Source organism: Streptomyces flavofungini, from assembly GCF_041028215.1.
Classification (GTDB): Bacteria; Actinomycetota; Actinomycetes; order Streptomycetales; family Streptomycetaceae; genus Streptomyces; species Streptomyces flavofungini_B.
This window is the reverse complement of sequence record NZ_JASKYR010001330.1, coordinates 1-1263: the sequence shown is the minus strand read 5'-3', so window position 1 is coordinate 1263 and position 1263 is coordinate 1. Positions and strand designations below refer to the sequence as shown.

Sequence of the window (1263 nt, the reverse complement as noted above, 5' to 3'; positions counted from 1 at the left end):
GTACCGGGGGCCCCGGCCCTCCCGGGGCCCCCGGTACGACGACGAGACGGATCACCCTGACCATGAACCGCGCCGAACTCCACGAACTCCGCGTACTGGCGGCCAGCCGCCCCGCACTCCCGGTCCTGCTCCACGCGGGCCGTTTCGCCCGGCCGCTGACGTACGTGCCCCGCATCGGCTGGCTGACCGCCGACGCGGCCACGGCGCGCTCCGTCCTCACCGACCAGAAGCACTTCACCGTCCTGGACCGGGGCGGCGTGGGCAGGCTCTGGGCGCAGCTCCTCGGCGACTGGGTCGACGACCTCTTCGACGGTGAGGGGCACCGGGCGCTGCGCGCGGGGACCCGCGAGCTGTTCGGCGAGAGCACCGCCCGCGCGCTGGTGGACCGCACCATCGGCACCCGGCTCGCCGAGGCCCGCACCGAACTGGCGCTCGGCAGGCCCGTGGACGTCGCGGCACTCGGCCGCGCGGTCGTCGGCCGGATCGTCACGGAGCTGCTGCGGGTGCCGGTCACCGGCACCGACGACGCGGCCTATGAACGCGTCTTCGCCACCGCCCGTGAACTGGCCGCCCTCTCCGTCGAGGCGGCCGGGGGCGGCGACCTGAGCGAGGCGACCGTGGCCCGGGGCCGCGGGATCGTCGCCCGGCTCACCGGCCATGTGGCGGAGATCTGGCGCACCGAGTCCCCCGACCACCTCATCGGGCGCTGCCGCGAGGTGGGCCTCGACGCCCGGCAGAGCGCGGGCATGGCGGCGCTCGTGGGCGTCGCCGCGACCGAGACCGCCGCGAGCGCGATCACCCGTACGGTGGCCCTGCTGCACGACACCGGGGAGCAGCACAAGCTGGTGAGGGCGCCCGACCGGGTGCCGGACGCGGTCCGCGAGGGCCTCCGGGTGACCGCGCCCGCGCCGGTCATCGGCAGGACCGTCCGCAGCGACGTACGGCTCGCCGGGCGCACCCTGCGCGCCGGTGACCGGATCACGCTGCTCACCTACACCGCCAGCAGCCTCTCCGGGGGCTTCAGGATCGACCGGCCCGCCGACCCCGCCAACCGCCAGCTCTGGTTCGGGGCGGGCCGCCACCACTGCCTGGGCTCCGCGATCGCGCGGGCCGAGATCGGCCGCACCCTGGAGACGCTCACCGCCGTGGGGCGGCCCTGGCGGGTCGTGGAGCGCCGCTGCAGCCGCCGTGTGGTCATCCCGTCCTACGACCGCCTGACGGTGTCACTCACCTGACCCCACGGCACACCCGACGCCGCCCTCC

The 1263-nt window shown here is 76.1% G+C and carries 1 protein-coding gene; it reads left to right on the top strand.

Features of this window, described 5'->3' with window-relative positions; translation table 11 throughout:
- Positions 1 to 1235: cytochrome P450 (locus AB8Z36_RS40830; RefSeq protein ID WP_369218396.1), on the top strand; the 1235-nt coding region annotated here is incomplete at its 5' end.
- Between the last annotated feature and the right edge of the window lie 28 nt (positions 1236 to 1263).